The organism is Iamia sp., from assembly GCF_035575815.1.
GTDB lineage: Bacteria > Actinomycetota > Acidimicrobiia > Acidimicrobiales > Iamiaceae > Iamia.
Genome location: NZ_DATLXO010000133.1, coordinates 1 through 19,492, shown reverse-complemented (window position 1 = coordinate 19,492; position 19,492 = coordinate 1). Strand labels below are relative to the sequence as shown.

The following is a 19,492-nucleotide window of genomic DNA, read 5'->3' as shown; positions in this document are numbered from 1 at the left end:
GTCCCGGTTCATGGGTGCGGAGGGGGGTCCCCCCACGCCCCTACTGGTGGGCGGCACGACCGCCGGCGCTGTCGTTGCAGGCCTTGTGGCTGGGGCCGAGGTAGCCGCTGCGGTCGTCGGTGTGGTCGAGCGCCCAGGGCTGGTCGCCGCCGATGGGCTGCTGGCAGCGTGCGCAGCGGATGGTGCCGTTGGCGACGCGTGACGCCCATGCTTTGCGGAGGCGGTCGTGGGTGTTGTCGTAGCCCCGCTGCTGGCGTCGTCCTCGAGCCTGCTCGTGTTGGCTGGCGTGGGTGGTGCATTTCCCGCCGGTGGTGAGGGCACCGCAGCCGGGGGTGGGGCAGGACCGCATCGGCGCTCGGGGCAGCCGGTCGATCACGGGCTGGTGAGGTAGGCGACCAGCTTGGGGTTGTCGCGGAGGATGGCGACGAGCACGGGGGCGAACGCTGTGACGACGACCTCTTGCTGCTCCTGAACCTCGAGAGCGGTGAGCGCGGTCTGGTCCCAGGCTGCGTGGATCGTCTCGTGGAGGAGGGTTTCTCGTTGGAGCGTTGCGGCGAGCGATCCGTCGAGGGCGATGGTGAGGGTCTCGTTGTGGGTGCTGCCTCGGTTGTCGGCGTGAACGCCGACGAGACCGTCGTGGTCGACGAGGACCCGGTAGGTGTGGGCTCCGACCTGGAGGTTGTCGGGGGCTGCGGGCGGTGTGGTCACAACGTCCACCTCCGTTGGTTCGTGCCGTCCCCGGCGGTGAGGGTTCGCTGGACGGCTGGCGCCTCGACTGTGGTGAGCGGACACCCTCGGTCGTGGATCACTGCGGTACCGCACCGCTGCCCTCACAGGTCTGGCCGGTCAGGCGGTGGGGTCGCCCTCGGTGGTCTGCGTGACCTGCGTGGTCTCGACGACCTCGGTGGTCTCCTTGGTCTCGGTGACCTCGGGGGTGTCGTCCTCGTCGGCTGCCTGCTCGTCGGGCTCGGCCATGATGCGCTCCTCAGGATCGGGGGGTGCTGCCTGTCGGTTCTGGCCGGTCAGGCGGCGAGTCCTGACCGGCGGGGAGCGAGACCACTGGGGGTAACCGGCTCCTGGTGCTCAACCCCGGCCATGCCCGGACGAGGGAGCACCTAGTGGCGGGAGCCAGGATCGAACTGGCGACCTCCGGGTTATGAGCCCGGCGCGCTACCTTCTGCGCTACCCCGCTCCGGTCACCGGGCGCACATCTTGCAGCCTGGTGTGATGTACCGCTGCCAAGATGACACGGTTGTAGTTCGACGTCAAGCACTGCGCTTGGCTTGCCTTCCTTCACGTGCTCAGGCTTGCTCGACGGGTGGGGTGTCGAAGCCGGGCGCCGATGAGGTCACGCCGGCGGCGGATGGTCTCGCGGCTGACACCGAGCCGGTCGCTCATCACGGCGAGGGTGAGGCCGGCGAGGGTGCCTTCGATGATGAACCGGTCGGTGTCGTCGCGGCAGGCGGCTCGGGCGGCAGCAATCACGGGTGAGTCGGTGCGGGCGAGGGCTTCGTCTTCGACGTTCGTGTCGCTGGGGAGCCGGTCGATGAGTCCGGACCCGTCATCGTCGTCGGTGGTGAGGGCGGCGTCGAGGCTGACGGGTCGGTGCCAGGTGGCGCCAACGGTTCACGCCCGTGCGGCCCGGTAGGAGCGGCCCTCGAACTCGGCGTGCCTCCGGTCGAGCGCCTGGCGGATCCAGTTCTGGGCGTACGTGGAGAACTTGAAGCCCTTCGACGGGTCGAACATCTGGGCGGCGCGCATGAGCCCGAACGTCCCGTCCTGGAACGCATCCTCCCAACGGTCCTCGGGGACCCCCATCCGACGCATGAAGAACCCGACGAAGCCCGGTGTTGGCTTCGACCATGGCCCGCTGCTCGTCGTTGAGGACGGGCCACGACATGCCGAGCCCGCGGTCAGGCCGCACCGAAGTCCTCACCTCGGGCTCGGCGCCGGGCCTGAGCGGCCTTGGCCTCTGCGGTCCCGTCGATGCTCACCGGTCGCGGTTGGCCACGGTTCCGTTTCCGCCACTGGGCGCACGTGTCGCACTCTCCGCTCTGCGCAGGAGCGACCTGGCCCTTCTTGTTCTCCTTGACGGCCTGCGGTCGAGCCTTGCATGTCCGGCAGGGCTTCTCGGCGTGAGCGATCCCTTCCGCCTTCCCGACGTCGAGGGCGGCGGAGAAGGCTCTGACCCGTTCGTCGAGGAGGGTGCGGAGGTGGCGGAGCCGGCGCCGGTGTCGGGCCTGGTGAGGGGCGAGCTGCTCGGCGCGCCACGTGGCGTTAGTGGCGACGACGGTGAGCGCGGCGGGGGTCGAGTACCGGTCGAGCGGCCGGAGTGGGGGTTGGCTGGTGACGCCTTCGGCTCGGAGGCTGGCGGCGAGGTAGACGTCGACGGTGGTGACGGCGCGGACGGCGGCCTGGTAGGCGACCCGGGACTTGTGGTCGCCGATGTCGAGCTCGTAGCGGGACCCTCGGACGTGGTCGGGGTTCTTGCGCCGCTCAGCTGCCTCGTCGGGTGTGGGCGCCCGGTGGACGGCGCCGCGTTCGGCGTCGAGGCCTCGGCCGGCTTTCCCGTAGGCGAGGTTGGCGGCCCACCTGGCCTGCTCGAGGAGCTTGGTGAGGTCGGTGGTGATGGCGTCGAGGTCGGGGGTGGTGGCGGTCGGCATGGGTCCTCCGGGGCTCAGAAGGGTTCGTCGTAGGTGTGGGTGAGGTCGGGTCGCTCGTCGTTGGGCGCGGGTAGTGCGGGTAGTTGCGGGTAGTTCTCAGCCCCATCCGCAGATGGAATCTCCGGACTTTCCTCACCCGCGTAGTTCGATGAACTACCCGCACTACCCGCACTACCCGCGGCACCGCCGCTGACCTGCTCGTTCGCGTCGCTCGCCGCGCGGGTAGTTGAGGTCGCCGCGGGTAGTTGACTACCCGCGGAGGGGACTGTGAGGGCCTCGACGACCCACTCGAGGACCTTGTCGCGGTTCTTGCCGACCTTGAGGACGGCCAGCTCCTCGTCCCCGTGGCGTCGCCCCTCCCGCTTCGTGAATGCGAGCGCGAGCCGCTTGGAGAACCCGGTCTTGTCGATGTGGTCGGCGAGGATGGCGGGGACGAGCTGGCGGAGGTCGACGCCTTCGGAGCTGTGCGGGTCTTGGAGGCGGGCGACGAGGTTGGCGACGGTGAACCGGCGCCGGTCGAGGTAGATGGCGCGGATCCCGGCGAGGAACGCTTCCCACTCTTGGGCCTCGGTGTCGACGTCGGCCTGGAGGTCGCCGAGGTTGGCGAGGAAGCCGCTGATGCCGGCGTGGTGGAGGATCCCGGCGCAGGTGGCGACCCACGGGGTGAACCCGCCGAGGACGGGCGTGTCGGGGGCTGCGGGTTGGCCGGCGGCGTACCAGGCGCGGGCGACGGTGAGGAGGGCGTGGATGAGTGGGGCGCGGTGCTCCTGGGTCCAGGTGATGAGGTCGGGGTGGCGGAACCCGGTGCGGGTGTGGGGTTTCGCCTGGTGGGCGTCGAGGCGGATCCGGTAGCAGCGGCGGGCGAGGTCGCCGGCGACGCGGAGGCTGTTGCCGGTGGCGATCCAGGTGGCCCGGTTGGGGACGGCGACGGTTTCGCTGGAGCCGAGGCGCCGGTCGGTCCACTCGTCGGTGGTGAGGACCCCGGCGAGGGATGGGGACTTCAAGGCTTCTTCGATGTTGTCGAGGACGATGACGCTGGGGGCTTCGAGGAGGGTGGCGGTGAGCATCTTGCGGACCTCCTCGTCGGCGTTGCTGAGGGGGCGGGCGGCGGCGGGGCGGCCGGTGGCGAGGATGGCGACGACGTTGGCGAGGAGCCCTTTGCCGGTGCCGGGTTCGGGGGCGTCGACGAGGGCGAGGGGGACTTGTCCGCTGATGGCGGGTCGGATGGTGGGGGTGAGGAGGAGGCCGACGGCGTTGGCGAGGTCGGTGCCGGTGTCGAACGGGAAGTCGGTGAGGAGGTTGTCGACGAGGAGGGTCCGGGCGGCGGCCACCTCGTCGCCGGGCGGTTGGTCGGGGACGGGGGGGACGGTGAGGTTGCTGGCGGGGATGTGGAGGAGGCGGGTGGCGGGGTCGTACCCGGGGGCGTGGTGGATGGTGCCGTCGGGCCGGAGGGTGGGGGTTTCGACGACGGCGGTGAGTGGGGGGAACGGGAGCTGGTCGTGGGCGAGGACGTCGTTGACGACGTCGAGGGGGCAGACGACGTCGGAGATGTCGCCCCCCTTGGAGCGTCTGAGGGGGCGCATGGTCCGGTGGATTCGGTGGCGGACCTGGTGGACGCCCATCGGTTCGACGATGGGCCGGTGGTTCTCGTCGACCCTGACCCTGGTGGGGTCGCCGCCGCGGATGAACACGACGGGCGGGTCGTTGGCGTCGGTGAGGATGGCGAGGATGTCGCCGGTGATCGCCTCGAGGGGGCGGCCGGTGACGATAACGGCCTCGCGGTCGCCGATGGTGGGCCCTCCGGCCCCGGGCGGCGGGGCGGCCGGCCCTCCTCCTCCCACGCCGGCTGCGCCGGGGCTGTCCGCTTCCGCTGGGTGCGGACCTCTCGTAGAGGTTGAGGGTGAGGGTTGGTCGAACTCGAGCTGTTGGCGTGCTGCTCGGGCGGCGGCCTGGTGGTCGCCGCCGTGGTCGAGGAGGGCCATGGCGCCGAACCGGCTGTAGGTCCCGTCGGTGGAGAACATGGTGGAGGTGGTGTGCACCTTGAGGGTGTCGGCGCCGGTGCTGTTGGTGGTGGCGCTGATCCCGGTCCCCTTCCCGGGGCGGCGCCAGTGGCCGACGCCGGCGGCGGAGGTGAACACGTGGACCCACTCGTGCGGCTCGAGGACCTCCGACCATGACGTCTGCGCCTCGTACCGGTCCCCGGGCCGGTCGCCGACGCTGTCGACGCTCCGCAGGTGGCGGGGGCCGGCGGGCGCCCGGGGCGCCGGTTGGGGGGTGGCGTCGAGGGCTCGGCACAGCTGGTGGAGGGCCTGGTGCTCGTCGGCGGTGATGGTGGCGATGGTGGCGACCCCGCCGGCGGTGAGGCGCCACTCGCCGCCGGTCGGGTGGGTGGTCCCGCCGGAGGGGGCGACGATCACGAACCCGCCTTCCCCTCGTGTCTCGATGAGGGTGGTGAGGGTCCCGTCGATGTCGCCGGCTCGGGAGGCGAGCTTCGTGTTCCCCGGGACGGGGGCGCCCGTCACCCGGTAGAGGAAATGGAGCCCGCCGCCGGGGGTGACCTCGGTGTAGCCGGCCGTGACCCGGTCGAGGAGCTCGCCGAGGTTGGCGCGTTGGGCGAGGTGTTGGAGCTGGTCGAGGAGGCCGGCGTCGACGGCGGCCCCTTCGAGCTCGAGGAGCTCGAGCCCGCCGGACACCTGCCCGCAGACGAGCCCCATCCCCGGGTACCCGCCGTCGGGGCGGAACCAGCGGGCCAGCTGGTCGGGGGTGGCCCGCTCCGACTGGTAGGCGCGCCAGGAGCGCCCCCCGGGACTGGGGGCCTTGGTGCCGTCAGCGGCGGCGGGGATGACGCACAGCCCGGCCTGGTGGGCGGCCGCTGCGGCCGCGGCGACCGCCTCCGTCACGAGGCGGCCTCGAGCGCTTGGAGAAGCCGGCCGGTGATCCAGGCCATGACGGGCGGGGTGACGGCGTTCCCGGCGAGCTTGACCTGGTCCCGCTTGACGAGGTCTCGGGGGATGTAGCCGGCGGGGAAGGACATGGCGGCGGCGATCTCGTACGGCTCGAGCATCCGGAAGCCGCAGTCGTCGACGACGTCGTCGGGGTCGACGAGGGCGAACCGGTCGCGTGTGGGGACGGTGGGAACGGGCCGGTCAACGGGCTGGGCCTGGGCGCTGCCGTAGTAGGGCATGAGGAGCGACTGGTGCCCGGCGGTGGTGACGGTCCGGGCGGGTTCGTCGGCGGGGGTGACCATCTCCGCTCCCCCGCTGTTGTTCCGCATGAGGAGCCCGTGGTGCTGACCGCCGGCGGTGACGGTCGGGACCGGCGTCTCGGTGCTGTCGGCGCGCCCGTTGCGGCGGAGGGGGACGAGGAGTCCGTGGCCGCCGCTCGCTCCAGCCGTGGGGAGCGGGTCGGTCACCGGGGTGCTCATCTGGCCGGTCTTGCCGCGGGAGGTGAACCGGCGGACGACGAGAGCGTGCCGTTGGGTCCCGGCGACCACCGTGGTGATCGGCTCCTCTACTGGCCGGGGCACGCAGTTGGTGGTGTTCGCCATGACGAGCGCTTGGCGGTCGTCGCTGGCGCACACGGTCGGGTGTGGCGCGCCGAGGTCGCTGGCCCGGCCACCGTGGGCCGCCTGGAAGAGGAAGCCCGGGGGCAAGGCGACGGCCGTCTGAGCGGTGGTGGTCTGAGCCGGGACGGGGGCGGTGACCGGCTTGGCTCGCATCCCCGGTGTCCCCTCCCACACGTTCCCGGCGCCGGCGGTGGTGATGGGTGCCCACCCGTACCGGCGGAGCCCGGCGAGGATCCGGGCGCGGGTGGCCTCGGCGAGGGGGCGGGCCCGGTCGCCGATGCGGGGGCAGTCGAGCTCCCAGTCGATGATCGAGGCGGCGGCCTCGGTGGCGGGCTCGCAGACGGTGCTGCAGGTGGTGCACGACCACACCCACTGCTGTCGGTAGCGGCCGACGGTCCGACCGTTCTTCCACACCTGGCGGACGGCGACGGGCCCTGCGCACCGGGGGCACCACGCCTCCAGCTCGAGCTCGAGGTTTGGCTTGAGGCCGGCGCGCCACCACACGACGTAGATCCGGTCCCTGGACTGGGGGACGCGGTGGTGCATCGAGTTGTGGGAGATGACCGTGTGCTCGTAGCCGAGGGAGCGCATCGCCTCGACCCACGCGGGCCACAGGACCCACTTGGTGGCTTCGACGACGTTCTCGACGACGACGGCGTCGTAGCGGAGCTGTTCGGCGAACCGGACGACGTCCCACATTGTCGCCCTGGACCGTTCGGCGGTCGGGTCGGGGGCGTCCCACAGGGTCGGGTCCTGCTGGCGGCGGCTGACCCCTCTGGCCTGGCTGTGGTTGGTGCACTCGGGTGAGGCGAGGAGGACGTCGGTGCGCGGGTAGCGGCGGGGGTCGACCTGGCTGACGTCGGCGCAGTCGTGGCCGGTGTCGGGGTGGTTGACCTGGTGGACGTCGATCGCGGTCTGCCAGTGGTTGGCAGCCATGACGACGGTCATCCCGGCCGTGCGGGCGCCCTCGGAGGAGCCGCCGGCGCCGCAGAACAGGTCCGTCACCGTGGCGGTCATGCTTGGACCGCCTGGTACCCGAGGGCCCAGTGGTCACGACCGACCGGGGCCGGCGTGCACGCGCACACCGCTCCCCCGCCGGGCCCGGGCCGCCAGTGGGAGCGGTTCATGCGGCTGAGGGGGCAGTTGTCGTGGTTGATCACGAGACCGTCGACGAACCGGAGGACCGCCATCAGCGCCCCCACCGGGTGGCGTAGCCGCCGGCAAGGAGGTCATCGACAAGGTGCGACGACTCGCCCCGGTCCACGGCGTAGATGTCTGCCAACCAGCGGCCGAACGAGTCGCTCTTGTGCGTCGACGCACGCAGCTCGAGAAGCTCTACCGCCCTGAACCAGGCGATGACGAACTCCTTTGCCGCCACGGCCTGAACGCGCACATCAGGAACGGGGTCACGCAGCTCGGGGGTGTCCACCCCCAGCAGACGGACCCGTTGCGTGGTGGTGACCCGGAAGCCGACGTCGAACACGACGTCGACCGTGTCGCCGTCGACCACGCGGAGGACGTCGACGATCTTGTAGTCGTAGGGGTGGCTCATCGGGTCACCCACACGCGCAGCAGCGCCCAACGAGTCGGCTTCGCCATCTAGAACGGGTCATCCGTGTCGCCGAAGGTGGCCGGGGCGGCGGCTGCGGCGACGCTGGGGGCGGCTGGGGCGGCGCCGGCGCTGGGGGCGTCGGGGGCTGCGGCTGCGTCGGCGCCCATCTGCGCCCAGTCGGGCCCGGCGGCCGGGTCGGCTGACTCGAGGATCACCCGGTAGATGTGGCTGGTCTTCGACGGGTCGTTCTTGTTCTTCGACTCCCCCTTGTAGATGATCCCGATCCGGTCGCCCCGCTTCGGCTGCAACCGGGCGAGCTCCCCTTTGAGGACGGTGTGGAACCCGTGGATGGCGACGAGGCCGGCGCCGCCCTCCTGGTCGACGGTGACGATCGGGTAGACGCCGTACGTGCCGTCGAGGGTGGTGACGTCGGTGACGGTGCCGATCACCTTGGCGCCGGGTTCCGGCTTCCATCCGGGGGCGTGGTCCTGGTCGAGCTGGTCGCTGAGAGACATGGTGTGGTGCTCCTTCGGTTCGTGGTTCGGGATGGTCAGGCGACGATGTGGAGGCGGAGGGCCTTCTCGATCGCCATGAGGTGACGGGCGGCCGCCTTGCACTGGGCGGCGACCTGCGCTCGCTGCTCGGGGGTGTGGCTGTTGCGGGCGACGGCGGCCGGGTCGAAGCGCATGACGCCGTCGAGGTCGGCGAGGAGGCGGAGGCGGGGCGCGAGGTCGGCGGATGGTGGGCGGCCGACACCGCGCCGGGTGCGGCCGGCGCTCGCCCGTTCGAGGTCGGTGAGGAGGCGGCGGGCGGCGGCGACATCGACCGCGGCGTTGACTCGAGCGACGACCGGCCCGACCTCCCCGGCGAGGACGGTGCCGTCGACGGCGAGGCGGACGATGTGAGCGAAGGCGGCGTCGTCGGTGATCGAGTCGAGCTGGGCTCGGGCGGTGACGGAGAGGGCGGCCCACCCGTCGACGTCGAGGCGGACAGCGCGCCGGCTGGCGTTGTTGGCCCGCAGGTGCCGGTGCAGCTTGTTGAGGCTGATCCCGCACACGTCGGCCGCCTCCGCCGGGGTGTGGTCGGTCTGGGTGAGGTGAACGGCGTGGTGGAGGCGCTCCTCGTCGGTGAGGGGGAGGCCGTGACGCCGGTTGTCCTCGATGGCGAGGAGGTGGACGGTGGTGTCGTCGACCTCGTCGAGGACGTAGGCGGGGAGGGTGGCGACCCCGGCGCGGCGGGCGGCGGCGAGCCGGTGGTTCCCGCCGACGGGGATGAGGCGTCCGCCGACCCGGTTGAGGACGACGGGCGGGAAGCGGGCGCCGGCGGCCATGTCGGCGGCGTACCGGTCGACGACGTCCTCGTTGAGGCTGGTGAGGCGCGCCTGGTTGGCGAGGCCGGCCACCACGTCGACGCTGAGGATGTCGATGTCGGGCACGAGCTCCCAGGTGACCTGGTGGGCGTCGAGCCACGCCTCGAGCTCGGGGAGAGTGGTGTCGGCGGTCATGTGGCGTTGCTTCCGGTGCGGGCCTGGCGGCGCCAGTTGTCCACGGGGGTGAGGTCATGGCCGGCGGCGGCGAGGGTCCGGTAGACGGTGCGTCTGTTCATGCCGAGGGCCTCACCGATCTGGGGGGGGGTGAAGCCCCGCTCGAACATCTGGGCGACGTCGGCCACGACGTCAGGGTCCCGCTCCACGAAGCTGCGGAGCCCGGCCGCCTTCCGGAGCCGGCGGCGCTGGCGGGGGCTCGTCGCCGCCCACACCCCGTGCTGCTCGTGGCGGAGGGCGTGGGCGTGGCACTGGGCGAACACGGGACACGCCCGGCACAGGGCTCGCGCCTCCGGCGGGACGCCCTCGAACGCCTCGGGGAACCACCAGTGGATCGGCGTGTTCTGGCACGCACCAGCTTCCTGCCAGCTCATGTCGAGCTCCGCCGCGCTCACCGGTGGACCTCCTGGTCGTGGAGGAGGCGGACGTGGCTGCGGCACCCGTGGCGGCGGGTCGCTTCCTCGGCGTCCAGTCGTTCGATCTCCCAGCGGACCTGGTCGAGCTCCTCGAGGGCCCACCCGAGAATGAGGAAGCCGATGAGGAGGAAGGCGGTGCAGACGGCGAGGAGAACGATCATCGCCGCACCTGCAGCAACGCTCGGGTCAGGTCAGCGCAGCGGGCTTCGATCAGGTGGTAGGCGGCGTGCCACTGGTCGCGTTGCAGCTCGGCGACCTCGAGCTGGTGGGCGAGGCGCACCGGGATAGCCCGGGCAACGATGTCGCCCGCGGCCCGGTCCCGGTGGCGGGCGAGGGCGGCGACCGCCTCGTCCGCGATGACGGTGGCAGCCTCCGCGGCGTCGACGGCGGCGGCCAGGTCCTCCTCGAGGCGGCGGATCTTGCGGCTGGCCCGGCTCACGTGACCACTCCCCCGGCGCTGAGGTCGACGACGACGATCTCGCGGCCGTTCACGCCGCACACCCGGGGCGCGAGGAACGTGATCTGGCGGACGTGGACCGGCGTGTCGGCGGGGATGACGTGGGCGTCGACAAGCCCGTCCACGGCCGCCTTCGCGGCGGGTGCGCAGGCGGCGACGTCCTGGGGGGAGCGGCCGTCCTTGTGGAGGGGGGTGATGATGAGACGGATCGTCTGGAGGGCGGGGACCTTCCGTGCCCGGGCGAGGGTGTGGAACGCCTGCCGGTACACCTTGTCGACCTTCGCCCGGACCATCGGGTGGAGGGTCCGGTGCGAATTCATCGTCATTGGCCTGTCCCCGGTGAGGGTGAGGGTCCAGGTGCCCGGGTCGTCCAGGTGGTCGTCGAGGAGGCGGGCGGCCATCAGACGCACTCCTCGTGCACGTAACGGGTGCGCTGGCCGCCGAGGTCCTCGCGGACGATGCGCATCCCCGGCGCGTACGGGCGGACGCACCGTTCGCAGGACCCGGCGAAGCCGGCCAGGAACGGGGCACCGATCAGCACCCAGCGGGCCGGCGCCGCAACGGGCCCTTCCTCCATGCAGGTGACGCAGGAGGTTGGCGACGGCATCCCGTGGGTGCACGGTGAGATGACCATCAGGAGGCCTCCAGCTCGAGGAGGGCGGCGACGACGGGGTGGTCGGCGGCGACGGATCGGACGGTGAGCCCGTCGGGCCGGTGGAGGACGATGACGCACTCCCCCGCCTCCAGCTCGACGGGGACGTCGACACGCTCGGCCGGCGTGAGCGGTTCACCGAGGACAACCTCGGCGACCTCCGACGCGGGGAGGTCGGCGGCGGGAGGCGGCGGCGCGACCACCGGTGCCGGGCCGGACGTGTCGGAGGTCGGCTCCTGGCCGCCGAGGAGGGCGGGGAGGTAGCCGACGGGGACGTCGGCCAGCTTCTTCGGGAACGTCTCGTCCCGCTCCTCGGCGAGTGCCCGGGCGCGACCGAGGAGGTCGGTCTGGGTGGTGCCGAGCCGTCTCGCCTGCGCCTTCCAGTCGACCGCCTTCACCTGGTCGACGCCGTCGGCGGTGAGCTCCAGCTCGAGCCAGCCGAGTTGGAGGGCGGTGCACGAGTCGATGACCGCCTGCGCCTGGACCCCTTCGAGGGTCTTGGAGGAGGTGTGGGCGCCGCCGGTGACCTGCGCGATGAGGGTGTGACGCCCGGCGTCGTCGAGGCCGACGCTGCTGGTGGCGGTGCACACCCGCTTCACCCGCTCCCGGTGGAGGTCCTCGAGGCCGGCGACGATCGGGGTTGCCGCCTCGAGGTGGGCGGCGGTGGCCCGGGCCGACTCCAAGTTGGGGAGGGCCTCGTCCCCTTTGGCGAGGTCGGCGCGGGCTCGCAGGTCGGCGGGGAGAGAGTCGTAACGGATGCGGAGGGCTTGGACGGCGGCCACGTCGGGTTGCTCGTCGGGGGCGGCGACAGCGGCGATCCGGGTGATGAGCGCCGCGACCCGCTCAACGTGGGCGGACGTGCACGCCGGATCTTTCAGGCTCGGGACGCCGGGCGGCCACGCATCGCGGAGCCGGTGCTGTGTTGCTTCGGGGAGGCGGCGGATCCGTTCGATCAGCGCTCCGGCGGTGATGGGGGTGGTGGTCATGCTGCGATGCCCTCGTTCCTGAGGTAGCACGGCATGACGATCGCCAGCAGGCCGTCGCCCCCGTTGTCCGCACCGTCGATGAAGACGGGTTGGAGGGGGTCGAAGGCGCTGAGCGTCACGCACGTGTCGTGGATGGCGGCGAGGGCGTCGGCGAGGTACGCCTGGTTGAACGTGAGCGACGGGAGCCACTTCTGGGGTGAGGTGACAGTGACCGGTACCTTCTCGTTGGTCTCGCCGCTGACGTGCAAGTACCACTCGGTGTGCTGTGTGCGGCCGCTCGAGGAAAGGGTCACCTTCATGGGGTCCCGATGCCCGCTCTTCGGTCGACCGCCGACGGTGCGGACGGCCGAGAGGAGCCGCGCTCGGGGGATCGTGACCCGGTGCGGTGCCGGCTTCTCCAGGATCGGGCCGACCGGCAGTGTCTTCGGGCGAGGGTGCTGGTGGTCGACGCCGGCGACCCTCCAACGGACAGTCTCCTCGTCGACGGTGATGGTGACAGGCCCGTCGGTGGGGAGGTTTGCGAGGGCGCGCAACGGGATCGCCAGCGGGCCGGAGGTCTCGGGGGCGTCGGGGATCCCGTGTAGCCGGTGGGAGTCGGTGGCGAACACCCATCCGTCGGCCATGTGGACGGCGTGGAGTCCCGGGTAGTCGTCGTTGCGACCCGCCGCGGGGGCGACACGGTGGAGGTTGTCGACGTCCTCCTCGGTGAGGGTGACCGACCAACGGGAGCTCACCATGGCTGCTCCTCGGTGGCGTCGAACGCAGGGGCGGGCTGTAGCGCGGTGGCGACGGAGTCGGCGGCGCTGATGGTGGAGCGGCCGGTGCCGAGCTGCAGGCAGGTGGGGCGGTGAGCGCAGTAGCCGCAAGGCCAGTTCAGGGTCGACGGGTCGTCGACGACGCCGACGCCGGGGACGTTGGGGGCGGGGACGACGCCCTGGTCGACGAGGGAGAAGATCTTCGTGAGCCGCTCCAACTCGGCGACCGCCATCGCCCGGGGGGTGGCGCCGCCGGCGGGGGCGAACGGCTCGTCCATGTCGAGGAGCCACTCGGCGATCCGGCCCTTGTCCTTCCCGTAGTACACGAGCTGCAGGTACTGGCTGTTCAGCTGGGGGGCGTTCGCGTAGCAGGCGGCCTGGAGCACGTGCTCGACCTTCGGGCCTTGCGCCACGTTCGACCGCCCGGTCCCCGTGGCGAGGTCGAAGGCGTACTGCGCCATGCTTTTGATCTCGACGGTGACGAGGTTCTCCCGGGTCTCCCCTGTGAGCGGGTGCGTGTCGTGGACGGCGTCGGCGTGGCCGGAGAAGTCGAAGGTGGGCTTGTACGACACGCGGACCTCGATCCGGGCGCCGAACAGGTTCACGAGGTGGGCTTGGATCTCGTCGTGGACCTGGTTGCCGATCCGGAAGGCGATGAGGGACCAGTCGTTGTCGGGGACGGTCCGGCGGACCCCGCCGACCTCGAGGGCGACCTTCCGGGCGCACTGGTGCGTCTGAGACCCGCGCCCGCGGGTCCCGTCGGCGGTGCCGCGGGGCCCGTCGGCGTCGCGCCGGGCGCGCAGGTCGTCCATGACGGCGTCGAGGACGACGCTCCGCTCGAGCGGCGGCGTCGACGGGGGGGTGGCGGCGGCCCTCACCGGGGGCACTCCCCCGCTGCGAGCGCCTCCTCATCGGCGTAGCGAGCGTCGAGCCACGCCTCGTACGCGGCCCAGGAGGCTTCGAGCTCGTCAGGGGCGTCGGCGGCACTCTCGGCCGGCACGTCCTGGAGGAGGAGGTCGTGGGCGACCTGCAGGACGTTGGGGAGCCGCTGCTGGTAGCGGCCGGGCAGCATCGGCAGGTGGTCCCGCAGGTGCCAGGTGCTCCCGCCCCTGGCGGCGCAGTCGAACACGGCGAGCCGGGCGAGGGTCCGGGGCAGCGGAGCGTTCTTCGCCACGCTGTCGCCGAGGCCGAGACACCTCCCAAGCGTCTCGACGTCGACGACGTAGGGGCCGCCGGCGGTGTGGTACGCGGCGTGTCGGAGGAGCCACAGCGCGGACGGGCCGATGGTGGGCAGCCAGAAGAGCTCGCAGTAGCGGGAGGTCACGTGCTGGCCGACCTGGTCGATGACGGGGTCGGCGAGGCGTTCGATCGTGATCGTGGTCGGCGCGTCGAACGCACCGTGGCGGCGGAGGGCGCCCCCCGCCATCCGCTCGGCTGCGCTCACGCAGTCACCGGCCCGGCGGGGAGGAGGTTGTCGAGGTCGGCGACGGTGACGGTCACGGTCGTCGCGGTGACCGTGTCGTTGTCGAGAGGGGTCCACGCCTCGTAGGCGACCGCACCGAAGGAGCGGCGGACCCGCAAGTACCGGCTCCCCGACGAGTACGTGTTGACGGTGCACACGGCGTCGTCACCGAGGGCGACAGCGACACCCCTCATCACGTCAGGAGAGGAACGTGGCACGTATGCGCCGAAGACGAGGGACCCGCCGTCGATGCTGCGGCCGTTGACGGGGACGAGCTCCGGGTGCTCCCGGAGGAGGTCTGCGACGCCGATGAGACCGGCGGCGAGGTCGCTGATGAGGTCGAGGCCGAACGCGTGAGGGTCGGCGGGTGCTTCGGTGAGGGTGTCGGACATCGGTACGCTCCTGGTTGCTGGATCACTGGACGATCTGGCTGTTCTGCTGTGCTCGCCGGGGGGCGGTGGTCTGTCAGGGGGTGGAGCCGGTCGCCGAGCCGGGCTCGGCAGCGTCGAAGGGTGGCGACGGGCGACCAGCTCCGGAGCCGTCACCCTCGACGCCGGGGGCGGCCCGACGGAGGGTGACGGCACCGCAACGGGCCGGTGGGAGCACGGCGGTGCTCACGACACGCGCCTCGTGTGGCGGGGCCAGAGGATGGCGGCGACCCGGTCGTGGATCAGCGGGTCGGTGCACTTCGCCCCGTTGAGCGCCCGGTCGGCGAGGGCGTCGGCGCACGGGTCACACGTCCCGAAGCCGGTCGTCACCCCAGCGTCCTTGCACTCTGAGCAGCGCCGGACGGCCATCACACGAACCCCACGGTGCGGAACTCGTCGACGTAGATCTGGATGGCAGCGTCGAGCCACGTTTTCCCGGCTCCCGTCGTCGGGAGGTGGGAGGTGATGACCATGTACGGGCACCGTTCGGGGAGGACCCGGAGCAGGGCGCCGTTGGCGATCGCCTTCTTGAGGGTGTCGGTGCGTTGGAGACCGTTGCGGGTCGACTCCCAGGACCCCTTGCACTCGATCCACCACCGCACCCCGAGGGGGTTCGTTGCGACGATGTCGATCTCGATGTCGACGTTCGGCTCTCGCCAGTTCCTCTCATCTACGGTCCAGCCCTCGATGAGGAGCAGGTTGTAGACGGTCTCCTCGAAGGCGCTCCCCTGCCTTGAGGAGGCGGCCTGACGGTCGTGGAGGAGAGCGTCCTTCGCCATGTCCGCCTCGCTCACGCCGCCGCCTTCCGGAAGGTGGCGACGATCTCAGCGACGGTCCGCTTGTCGTGGTTCTGGCCGGCCATGAGGCCTCGGGTGGGGACGACGTCGAGGGCGATCAGCTCGAGTCCGAGGGTGCGGCCGACGGTGTCGAGGTGCCAGGCGACGACCTCCTGTTTGTCCCCACCCCGGATGTGGTCCTTGACGTTGATGACGAACAGGCCGCCGGGACGCAGGACCCTGACGGCCTCGGTCCAGGCACGGAGGTGGAACGCCCGGTACTCATCCCCCCACTGGAGGGAGCCGCTGTTGTCCTCGTGGAGGTCGTGGCCGAGGGTGTGCTTGTAGGTGTGGCGGGCGGAGTCGTCGGTGGCGTCGTGGTGGTCAGCCATCCGGTTCCCGTACGTCGGTGATGTGGCGATGGCGTCGACCTCACCGTCGCCGAGAGGGAGGTCCAGCGCGTTGCCCTCGATCGTGTCGGGGTGCTTCGCTGCCCACTCAGGCTCGAGCTCGACGCCGACGGTGCTGCCGATCTCGGCCCGGTCGCGGAGCTCGTGGACGCGCCCGGTCCCGGCGAACGGGTCGAGCACCGTTCCGGACCCGTCGACCCGTTTGGCGATCGTGTCGAGGATCGGGTCGGAGAACGGTGCCGGATGCTCCTTCTTCTTCACGGTTCGCTTGGCGACGGCCTTGGCGACCTGCTTGGCGGTCGGTTGCCCGCCTGCCTCCTCGACCGCCTCCTCCCACGCCTCGGACCGGGCTTCTGGGTCGGGGAGTGCGGCGAGCGGTCGGACCTGCTTCTCCGACGTCGGAATGGAACCCCGGGGTTCCAGATCGCCCACGATTCCGGTGGCGGCGATCAGCCGGTTTGCGTGCTGACGGGTGAGGTCCCAACGGTCCTGGCAGTACGCCTCGAACGTGTCGAAGCCGATCGCCCGGTACTTCCGCCCGTCTCGGATCTGCATGAGCGCCCAGCCCACGTCGATGAAGGTGGCGAGCCCCTGCTCGATCACCTTCTCGTGCTCCATGAGATCCGAGAGTTCGGGAGAGGTCTCCCCCTCGATGAGGGCCATCAGCTCGCCACCGGCTCGCTCTGAACGTCGACGGTCAGCGAGGGGAACAGGGTGCGCGGGTGGCACTCGAACGCTGAGGCGATCTTGTGAGCGACCGGGATCGAAGCGTTGTGGCGTCCGGCGACGAGTCCTCGAAGGGTCGCGGCCGGGACCCCGGAGTACTCCTCGATCTTCCCGATGTCGTAGCCGGTGAGCCGGACGAGATCGGTCCAGGCTGACCGGGAGAGCTTGTGTCCTGCTGGGCGGGCCATGCGGCTCATGGTGTCAGCGATTGATCACGTTGTCAACTATTGACACCACCAACACGAACTGGCAGGTCAGAGCGCCGAATCCCCCTGAATCACACGGATGACGTTTAGGGTTACGCGTGTAAACGCGGCTAGATGTTGGCAATGGTTTCCGTCAGGCTGTGCCCGTGACCACCGAGGTGCCAGGCATGAAGGACGCCGTCGAACAGCGGCGCACGGCCTTGCGGCTCTCTCCGGGTGCGTTCGCAATCGCGGCGGAGCTGACGAGGCAAGGGGTCTCTCCCGTCCGCGCCGGCCGCCGACGCCAGTACGAAGACGCCACGATCTTTGGCGTGGCGACGGCGCTCCGCTGGGAGCCCGACTGGTATGACCGGCTTCTACGCGGCGAGCCGCCGATCGAGCTCACCGCACCGGTCGGTCAGGACGAGGTCACCCAGTTACGTGCCGACCTGTCGATGCTCGAGGGTCGGGTCGACGAGCTCGACCGACTGATCCGAGCCGTCGCTCCGAAGTCCACTAGCGGTTCAGCGGCCAAGTTCTCCAAGCCGGCCCGGTCGGGGAAGGTCAGTGGTAGGTCGGTCCCGTCCCGTCCGCCCGCGCAGGTGGCGGCCGAAGGCGGGGACCGGAAGAAGCAGACGACCAGCAACCGGTCAGCACGTCCCCGGAACGTCCCCGAGGAGCCCGAGGGTCCGTAGCCGTCACACCCCCGTGCGAGGGTGCTTGACATGGCGGGAGTGGCGGAGCGGTGGAACCCCTGGCGAGCACTCCGAGAGAACGAGCACCTCAGCCTGGTGTTCGCCGACCTGGGTGAGGGACGGGGCCGGATCGAGGATCACGGGGACGGGACCCGCACGATCTACCTCGACGCCTCCCTAAGCCGGACGGAGCGGTCAGCCGTGCTCGGCCATGAGGTGGTTCATGGGGAACTCGACCTCCTGTGGACCGACGACACACCAGACCATGTCGTCAGCCGAGGGGAGCGGCGGGTCGACCAGATCGTCGCCGAGCGCCTGGTGCCCGCCGACGAGTTGGCTGCGCTGATCGACCGCCTGGTCGGGATCGACGTGGGCGTCAGCTCTGCGGAGGTGGCGGAGCACTTCGACGTGCCCGAGCTGGTCGCTCGACGAGCACTCCAGTTCTTCCGAGGGGCCTAGATCCCGAGGGCGAGCTGGTTGTCATCGACGAGCCGTCGGGCCTGGAGGTAGGGCAGGTATGGCGTGGGCATCATTGGCCGCTTCCCGGCGAGGAGGTCGTCAACGGTGATGATCTGCACCTTCGGGAAGGTGCGACCGTCGACTGGCCACCGGTAGTCCCCTGACCGGCGGGCCACTTCGATCATTCCCGCGGTGGGTGGTGTCATGCAGAGGAAGAGCCCCATGTCGGCCCGCTCCTGCTCGACGGTACCGACGAGGTCTCGGACCATGCCTGGGTTGACGCTCTTGCCGCCCTTCACGGAGACGAGGGCCCGGCCCACCGCCGACTTGTTGTCGGTGGGGAACCGGACGACACCGTCGGAGCCTCGGTCACCGACCTGCTTCTCGTTCGGGGTGCCGTCGACGAGTGAGACGGCCCACCGCTCGAAGTCGAAGGGGTTGCGGGCGAAGAGGGCACCGGCACCCTCCGTGTCCTTCGGGATGCCGACGATCTCGTAGGCCGTGGAAACGTCGACGCCGTGGGTGTCCTTGAGTCTCGTGTCGATGAGGTCGATGGCGAGGAACGTGACGTCGATCCCGAGCCAGCGCCGCCCGAGCCGCTGTGCCGCGTCGACGGTGGTCCCGCACCCGCAGAACGGGTCGAGCACCACATCGCCCTCGTTGCTGCTCGACAGGATGATCCGGCGCAACAGGGCCTCAGGCTTCTGTGTCGGGTACCCGAGACGCTCGGCGTGGGTTCCGCTCAGGCTCTTCACGTCGGTCCACACGTCGGAGAGCGGTGACCCTTTCATGGTGTCGAGGTAGCTCTTCAACGCGAGGCGGCCGCTCGGCTTCCGTGGGTACACGAGGAGGCCGGCCTCGTCGAGGGCGCGCATGCGCTCCGGCGTGTACTTCCACCCGTTCGGGTGAGGCTGATAGGTCACCCCGTCGAGCGCCGTGTACTGGTAGGTCAGGTTCGGGCGGGGTTGGGGGCTGCTCAGGTTCTGGACACGCCACCGCCGGCCGTCGGGGTCGCTCTGACGGTAGGACTTCTCGACGTAGCTGGGGTCGTGCTCGACATGCACCGGGTTGAACGTGATGTTGGACGACCGACCGTAGAAGAGGAGGGTGTCGTGGATCGCGGCGTAGTTGCGTCGGGCGTCGTTGTGGGACCCGTACCGCTTCCAGATGATCTCGCTCCGGAAGTTGTCGACCCCGAAGATGGCGTCGAGGAGGACCTTGAGGTAGTGCGAAGCGGTCGGGTCGCAGTGCAGGTAGAGCGACCCCGTTGACCTCAACACTCGGTGCATCTCAACGAGACGGGCGGCCATCATCACCAGATAGGCGAGCACGTCGTTCTCGCCGAGCAGGCCCCGCATCGCCACGAGAGCGTCAGCCACCTTGCGGGGCCCGCCGGCGATCAGCTCGAGGTACTGGTGCTCCGACTCTTGGCTCCATGTCCAGGTGTCGTCGAACGCCTCGATCTGCGCCTGTGAAGCATCACCGGACTTCGACCGGAACAGCACGTTGTAGGACCGGTTCGAGTTGAACGGCGGGTCCAGGTAGACCAGATCGACGGACGCGTCCGGGAAGTAGGTCCGGTCCCGGAGCACGTCGAGGTTGTCGCCGTAGTAGAGGACGTTCCGCCTGGCACCCACTCGGCCAGACCCTAGTCACGCATCGCGCACCGATGTGAGGTGGGCTCGCTCTGTGCGGGTCAGATTCCGAGAAACGGGTTGCGGCCGCCCGAGAACCGCTGCGCTACGAGCTGATCCCACATCGA

General features: G+C 70.7%; 30 protein-coding genes and 1 tRNA gene. 2 read left to right on the top strand and 29 right to left on the bottom strand.

Annotated elements, in window-relative coordinates; genetic code table 11:
• Positions 1-40: 40 nt before the first annotated feature.
• The 28 genes from VNL12_RS14250 to VNL12_RS14115 form a co-directional block, all read right to left on the bottom strand.
• Positions 41-376 carry a hypothetical protein gene (locus VNL12_RS14250; protein WP_325595607.1) on the bottom strand — a complete coding sequence of 112 codons (336 nt, stop codon included), beginning with the start codon at positions 374-376 and terminating at the stop codon, positions 41-43.
• A complete protein-coding gene (locus VNL12_RS14245; RefSeq protein ID WP_325595606.1) occupies positions 373-708 on the bottom strand; it encodes a hypothetical protein in 336 nt (111 codons plus the stop codon). The genes VNL12_RS14250 and VNL12_RS14245 overlap by 4 nt, the downstream gene beginning before the upstream one ends.
• Before the next feature lie 138 nt (positions 709-846).
• The gene (locus VNL12_RS14240; protein WP_325595605.1) at positions 847-975 is read right to left on the bottom strand and encodes a hypothetical protein; all 129 of its coding nucleotides are present in this window, start codon (positions 973-975) and stop codon (positions 847-849) included.
• 144 nt (positions 976-1,119) lie between these two features.
• Positions 1,120-1,192: transfer RNA gene (locus VNL12_RS14235), tRNA-Met, on the bottom strand.
• Positions 1,193-1,293: 101 nt separating this feature from the next.
• Positions 1,294-1,485 carry a hypothetical protein gene (locus tag VNL12_RS14230; RefSeq protein ID WP_325595604.1) on the bottom strand — a complete coding sequence of 64 codons (192 nt, stop codon included), beginning with the start codon at positions 1,483-1,485 and terminating at the stop codon, positions 1,294-1,296.
• A 141-nt stretch (positions 1,486-1,626) separates the two neighbouring features.
• Positions 1,627-1,818 carry a sigma factor gene (locus VNL12_RS14225; RefSeq protein ID WP_325595603.1) on the bottom strand — a complete coding sequence of 64 codons (192 nt, stop codon included), beginning with the start codon at positions 1,816-1,818 and terminating at the stop codon, positions 1,627-1,629.
• Positions 1,819-1,913: 95 nt separating this feature from the next.
• Complete coding sequence (locus VNL12_RS14220; RefSeq protein WP_325595602.1) at positions 1,914-2,663, bottom strand: hypothetical protein; 750 nt, start codon at positions 2,661-2,663, stop codon at positions 1,914-1,916.
• Between the two features lie 14 nt (positions 2,664-2,677).
• Positions 2,678-5,563, bottom strand: a complete 2,886-nt coding sequence (locus VNL12_RS14215) for a bifunctional DNA primase/polymerase (protein ID WP_325595601.1) — start codon at positions 5,561-5,563, stop codon at positions 2,678-2,680.
• Positions 5,560-7,245 (bottom strand): DNA cytosine methyltransferase, encoded by a 1,686-nt coding sequence (locus tag VNL12_RS14210; protein WP_325595600.1) that lies wholly within the window; start codon positions 7,243-7,245, stop codon positions 5,560-5,562. The genes VNL12_RS14215 and VNL12_RS14210 overlap by 4 nt, the downstream gene beginning before the upstream one ends.
• Positions 7,242-7,418 (bottom strand): hypothetical protein, encoded by a 177-nt coding sequence (locus VNL12_RS14205; RefSeq protein WP_325595599.1) that lies wholly within the window; start codon positions 7,416-7,418, stop codon positions 7,242-7,244. The genes VNL12_RS14210 and VNL12_RS14205 overlap by 4 nt, the downstream gene beginning before the upstream one ends.
• Positions 7,418-7,780 (bottom strand): thermonuclease family protein, encoded by a 363-nt coding sequence (locus tag VNL12_RS14200; RefSeq protein WP_325595598.1) that lies wholly within the window; start codon positions 7,778-7,780, stop codon positions 7,418-7,420. The genes VNL12_RS14205 and VNL12_RS14200 overlap by 1 nt, the downstream gene beginning before the upstream one ends.
• A gap of 47 nt (positions 7,781-7,827) precedes the next feature.
• The gene (locus VNL12_RS14195) at positions 7,828-8,295 is read right to left on the bottom strand and encodes a hypothetical protein (protein ID WP_325595597.1); all 468 of its coding nucleotides are present in this window, start codon (positions 8,293-8,295) and stop codon (positions 7,828-7,830) included.
• A 35-nt stretch (positions 8,296-8,330) separates the two neighbouring features.
• On the bottom strand, positions 8,331-9,284 hold the full coding sequence (locus tag VNL12_RS14190) for a ParB/RepB/Spo0J family partition protein (protein ID WP_325595596.1): 954 nt from the start codon (positions 9,282-9,284) through the stop codon (positions 8,331-8,333).
• On the bottom strand, positions 9,281-9,718 hold the full coding sequence (locus tag VNL12_RS14185; RefSeq protein ID WP_325595595.1) for a WhiB family transcriptional regulator: 438 nt from the start codon (positions 9,716-9,718) through the stop codon (positions 9,281-9,283). The genes VNL12_RS14190 and VNL12_RS14185 overlap by 4 nt, the downstream gene beginning before the upstream one ends.
• Positions 9,715-9,900 (bottom strand): hypothetical protein, encoded by a 186-nt coding sequence (locus VNL12_RS14180; protein ID WP_325595594.1) that lies wholly within the window; start codon positions 9,898-9,900, stop codon positions 9,715-9,717. Before VNL12_RS14180 ends, VNL12_RS14185 begins: the two co-directional genes overlap by 4 nt.
• Positions 9,897-10,178, bottom strand: a complete 282-nt coding sequence (locus VNL12_RS14175; protein ID WP_325595593.1) for a hypothetical protein — start codon at positions 10,176-10,178, stop codon at positions 9,897-9,899. The genes VNL12_RS14180 and VNL12_RS14175 overlap by 4 nt, the downstream gene beginning before the upstream one ends.
• On the bottom strand, positions 10,175-10,597 hold the full coding sequence (locus tag VNL12_RS14170) for a hypothetical protein (RefSeq protein WP_325595592.1): 423 nt from the start codon (positions 10,595-10,597) through the stop codon (positions 10,175-10,177). The genes VNL12_RS14175 and VNL12_RS14170 overlap by 4 nt, the downstream gene beginning before the upstream one ends.
• Positions 10,597-10,830 (bottom strand): hypothetical protein, encoded by a 234-nt coding sequence (locus VNL12_RS14165; RefSeq protein WP_325595591.1) that lies wholly within the window; start codon positions 10,828-10,830, stop codon positions 10,597-10,599. The genes VNL12_RS14170 and VNL12_RS14165 overlap by 1 nt, the downstream gene beginning before the upstream one ends.
• Positions 10,830-11,834, bottom strand: a complete 1,005-nt coding sequence (locus VNL12_RS14160; protein ID WP_325595590.1) for a hypothetical protein — start codon at positions 11,832-11,834, stop codon at positions 10,830-10,832. The genes VNL12_RS14165 and VNL12_RS14160 overlap by 1 nt, the downstream gene beginning before the upstream one ends.
• Complete coding sequence (locus tag VNL12_RS14155; protein ID WP_325595589.1) at positions 11,831-12,571, bottom strand: hypothetical protein; 741 nt, start codon at positions 12,569-12,571, stop codon at positions 11,831-11,833. The genes VNL12_RS14160 and VNL12_RS14155 overlap by 4 nt, the downstream gene beginning before the upstream one ends.
• Positions 12,565-13,467, bottom strand: coding sequence for a hypothetical protein (locus VNL12_RS14150; RefSeq protein WP_325595588.1), 903 nt, complete (start codon positions 13,465-13,467; stop codon positions 12,565-12,567). The genes VNL12_RS14155 and VNL12_RS14150 overlap by 7 nt, the downstream gene beginning before the upstream one ends.
• Positions 13,464-14,033, bottom strand: coding sequence for a hypothetical protein (locus VNL12_RS14145; protein WP_325595587.1), 570 nt, complete (start codon positions 14,031-14,033; stop codon positions 13,464-13,466). The genes VNL12_RS14150 and VNL12_RS14145 overlap by 4 nt, the downstream gene beginning before the upstream one ends.
• Complete coding sequence (locus tag VNL12_RS14140) at positions 14,030-14,443, bottom strand: hypothetical protein (protein ID WP_325595586.1); 414 nt, start codon at positions 14,441-14,443, stop codon at positions 14,030-14,032. Before VNL12_RS14140 ends, VNL12_RS14145 begins: the two co-directional genes overlap by 4 nt.
• 73 nt (positions 14,444-14,516) lie before the next feature.
• Entirely contained in the window at positions 14,517-14,669 is a 153-nt protein-coding gene (locus tag VNL12_RS14135; RefSeq protein WP_325595585.1) for a hypothetical protein, read from the bottom strand.
• On the bottom strand, positions 14,666-14,809 hold the full coding sequence (locus tag VNL12_RS14130; RefSeq protein WP_325595584.1) for a hypothetical protein: 144 nt from the start codon (positions 14,807-14,809) through the stop codon (positions 14,666-14,668). The genes VNL12_RS14135 and VNL12_RS14130 overlap by 4 nt, the downstream gene beginning before the upstream one ends.
• Positions 14,810-14,847: 38 nt before the next feature.
• Positions 14,848-15,273 carry a hypothetical protein gene (locus VNL12_RS14125; RefSeq protein WP_325595583.1) on the bottom strand — a complete coding sequence of 142 codons (426 nt, stop codon included), beginning with the start codon at positions 15,271-15,273 and terminating at the stop codon, positions 14,848-14,850.
• Entirely contained in the window at positions 15,270-16,328 is a 1,059-nt protein-coding gene (locus VNL12_RS14120) for a hypothetical protein (RefSeq protein ID WP_325595582.1), read from the bottom strand. Before VNL12_RS14120 ends, VNL12_RS14125 begins: the two co-directional genes overlap by 4 nt.
• Positions 16,328-16,579: a helix-turn-helix transcriptional regulator gene (locus VNL12_RS14115; protein WP_325595581.1), complete on the bottom strand. Its 252-nt coding sequence runs from the start codon at positions 16,577-16,579 to the stop codon at positions 16,328-16,330. Before VNL12_RS14115 ends, VNL12_RS14120 begins: the two co-directional genes overlap by 1 nt.
• A 185-nt stretch (positions 16,580-16,764) precedes the next feature.
• Here VNL12_RS14115 and VNL12_RS14110 point away from each other — a divergent pair, with 185 nt between their 5' ends.
• Together VNL12_RS14110 and VNL12_RS14105 are read left to right on the top strand one after the other, a co-directional pair.
• A complete protein-coding gene (locus VNL12_RS14110; protein ID WP_325595580.1) occupies positions 16,765-17,271 on the top strand; it encodes a hypothetical protein in 507 nt (168 codons plus the stop codon).
• Between the two features lie 30 nt (positions 17,272-17,301).
• Positions 17,302-17,730, top strand: a complete 429-nt coding sequence (locus VNL12_RS14105; protein WP_325595579.1) for an ImmA/IrrE family metallo-endopeptidase — start codon at positions 17,302-17,304, stop codon at positions 17,728-17,730.
• Here VNL12_RS14105 and VNL12_RS14100 read toward each other — a convergent pair.
• Positions 17,727-19,367, bottom strand: a complete 1,641-nt coding sequence (locus VNL12_RS14100) for a DNA methyltransferase (RefSeq protein WP_325595578.1) — start codon at positions 19,365-19,367, stop codon at positions 17,727-17,729. The two genes, VNL12_RS14105 and VNL12_RS14100, sit on opposite strands and share 4 nt — an antisense overlap.
• Between the last annotated feature and the right edge of the window lie 125 nt (positions 19,368-19,492).

Coding starts and splice junctions, on each gene's coding strand:
- VNL12_RS14240 (WP_325595605.1), bottom strand. CDS start 975: ATGGCCGAGCCCGACGAGCAGGCAGCCGACGAGGACGACACCCCCGAG.
- VNL12_RS14225 (WP_325595603.1), bottom strand. CDS start 1,818: ATGGGGGTCCCCGAGGACCGTTGGGAGGATGCGTTCCAGGACGGGACG.
- VNL12_RS14220 (WP_325595602.1), bottom strand. CDS start 2,663: ATGCCGACCGCCACCACCCCCGACCTCGACGCCATCACCACCGACCTC.
- VNL12_RS14210 (WP_325595600.1), bottom strand. CDS start 7,245: ATGACCGCCACGGTGACGGACCTGTTCTGCGGCGCCGGCGGCTCCTCC.
- VNL12_RS14205 (WP_325595599.1), bottom strand. CDS start 7,418: ATGGCGGTCCTCCGGTTCGTCGACGGTCTCGTGATCAACCACGACAAC.
- VNL12_RS14200 (WP_325595598.1), bottom strand. CDS start 7,780: ATGAGCCACCCCTACGACTACAAGATCGTCGACGTCCTCCGCGTGGTC.
- VNL12_RS14195 (WP_325595597.1), bottom strand. CDS start 8,295: ATGTCTCTCAGCGACCAGCTCGACCAGGACCACGCCCCCGGATGGAAG.
- VNL12_RS14190 (WP_325595596.1), bottom strand. CDS start 9,284: ATGACCGCCGACACCACTCTCCCCGAGCTCGAGGCGTGGCTCGACGCC.
- VNL12_RS14180 (WP_325595594.1), bottom strand. CDS start 9,900: ATGATCGTTCTCCTCGCCGTCTGCACCGCCTTCCTCCTCATCGGCTTC.
- VNL12_RS14170 (WP_325595592.1), bottom strand. CDS start 10,597: ATGGCCGCCCGCCTCCTCGACGACCACCTGGACGACCCGGGCACCTGG.
- VNL12_RS14165 (WP_325595591.1), bottom strand. CDS start 10,830: ATGGTCATCTCACCGTGCACCCACGGGATGCCGTCGCCAACCTCCTGC.
- VNL12_RS14160 (WP_325595590.1), bottom strand. CDS start 11,834: ATGACCACCACCCCCATCACCGCCGGAGCGCTGATCGAACGGATCCGC.
- VNL12_RS14155 (WP_325595589.1), bottom strand. CDS start 12,571: ATGGTGAGCTCCCGTTGGTCGGTCACCCTCACCGAGGAGGACGTCGAC.
- VNL12_RS14140 (WP_325595586.1), bottom strand. CDS start 14,443: ATGTCCGACACCCTCACCGAAGCACCCGCCGACCCTCACGCGTTCGGC.
- VNL12_RS14120 (WP_325595582.1), bottom strand. CDS start 16,328: ATGGCCCTCATCGAGGGGGAGACCTCTCCCGAACTCTCGGATCTCATG.
- VNL12_RS14115 (WP_325595581.1), bottom strand. CDS start 16,579: ATGGCCCGCCCAGCAGGACACAAGCTCTCCCGGTCAGCCTGGACCGAT.
- VNL12_RS14110 (WP_325595580.1), top strand. CDS start 16,765: ATGAAGGACGCCGTCGAACAGCGGCGCACGGCCTTGCGGCTCTCTCCG.
- VNL12_RS14105 (WP_325595579.1), top strand. CDS start 17,302: ATGGCGGGAGTGGCGGAGCGGTGGAACCCCTGGCGAGCACTCCGAGAG.